This window comes from Pseudomonas sp. PME37.24/025, assembly GCF_055556615.1.
This window is the reverse complement of the sequence record NZ_JBVHNK010000089.1, coordinates 1-290: the sequence shown is the minus strand read 5'-3', so window position 1 is coordinate 290 and position 290 is coordinate 1. Positions and strand designations below refer to the sequence as shown.

At 61.0% G+C, this 290-nt stretch carries 1 pseudogene; it reads right to left on the bottom strand.

Annotation, left to right across the window (positions count from 1 at the left end):
• Nucleotides 1-116: 116 nt before the first annotated feature.
• Nucleotides 117-290: pseudogene (locus ACZ3HH_RS29630) on the bottom strand (ShlB/FhaC/HecB family hemolysin secretion/activation protein); the annotation flags it as partial.

Here is a 290-nt window from a genome sequence, read left to right as displayed (position 1 = left end):
GGCCGCGCTTGGGCATGCCCCAGAAGTGCTCGCGTTTTTTGACCGCAGCAGAGGGCTGGCCAGCGAGGAAGGCGTAGTGGCGAACGTCCATGATCGAATCTCGTTTAAAGCAGAATTTAGAGGAAGAAATCCACGCGGAAATAGATCGGCGCTTCGCGCTCGGTCAGGGCATCCGGGCGTTCCAGGGAGTGGGCGAAGGTCACGCTGGCGCTGAGGTGCTCACCACGGGCAAACAACTCCAGCGAGTTGCTCGACATGCGCCCGTGCTGATCGCCGTTGTAGCGATCGCC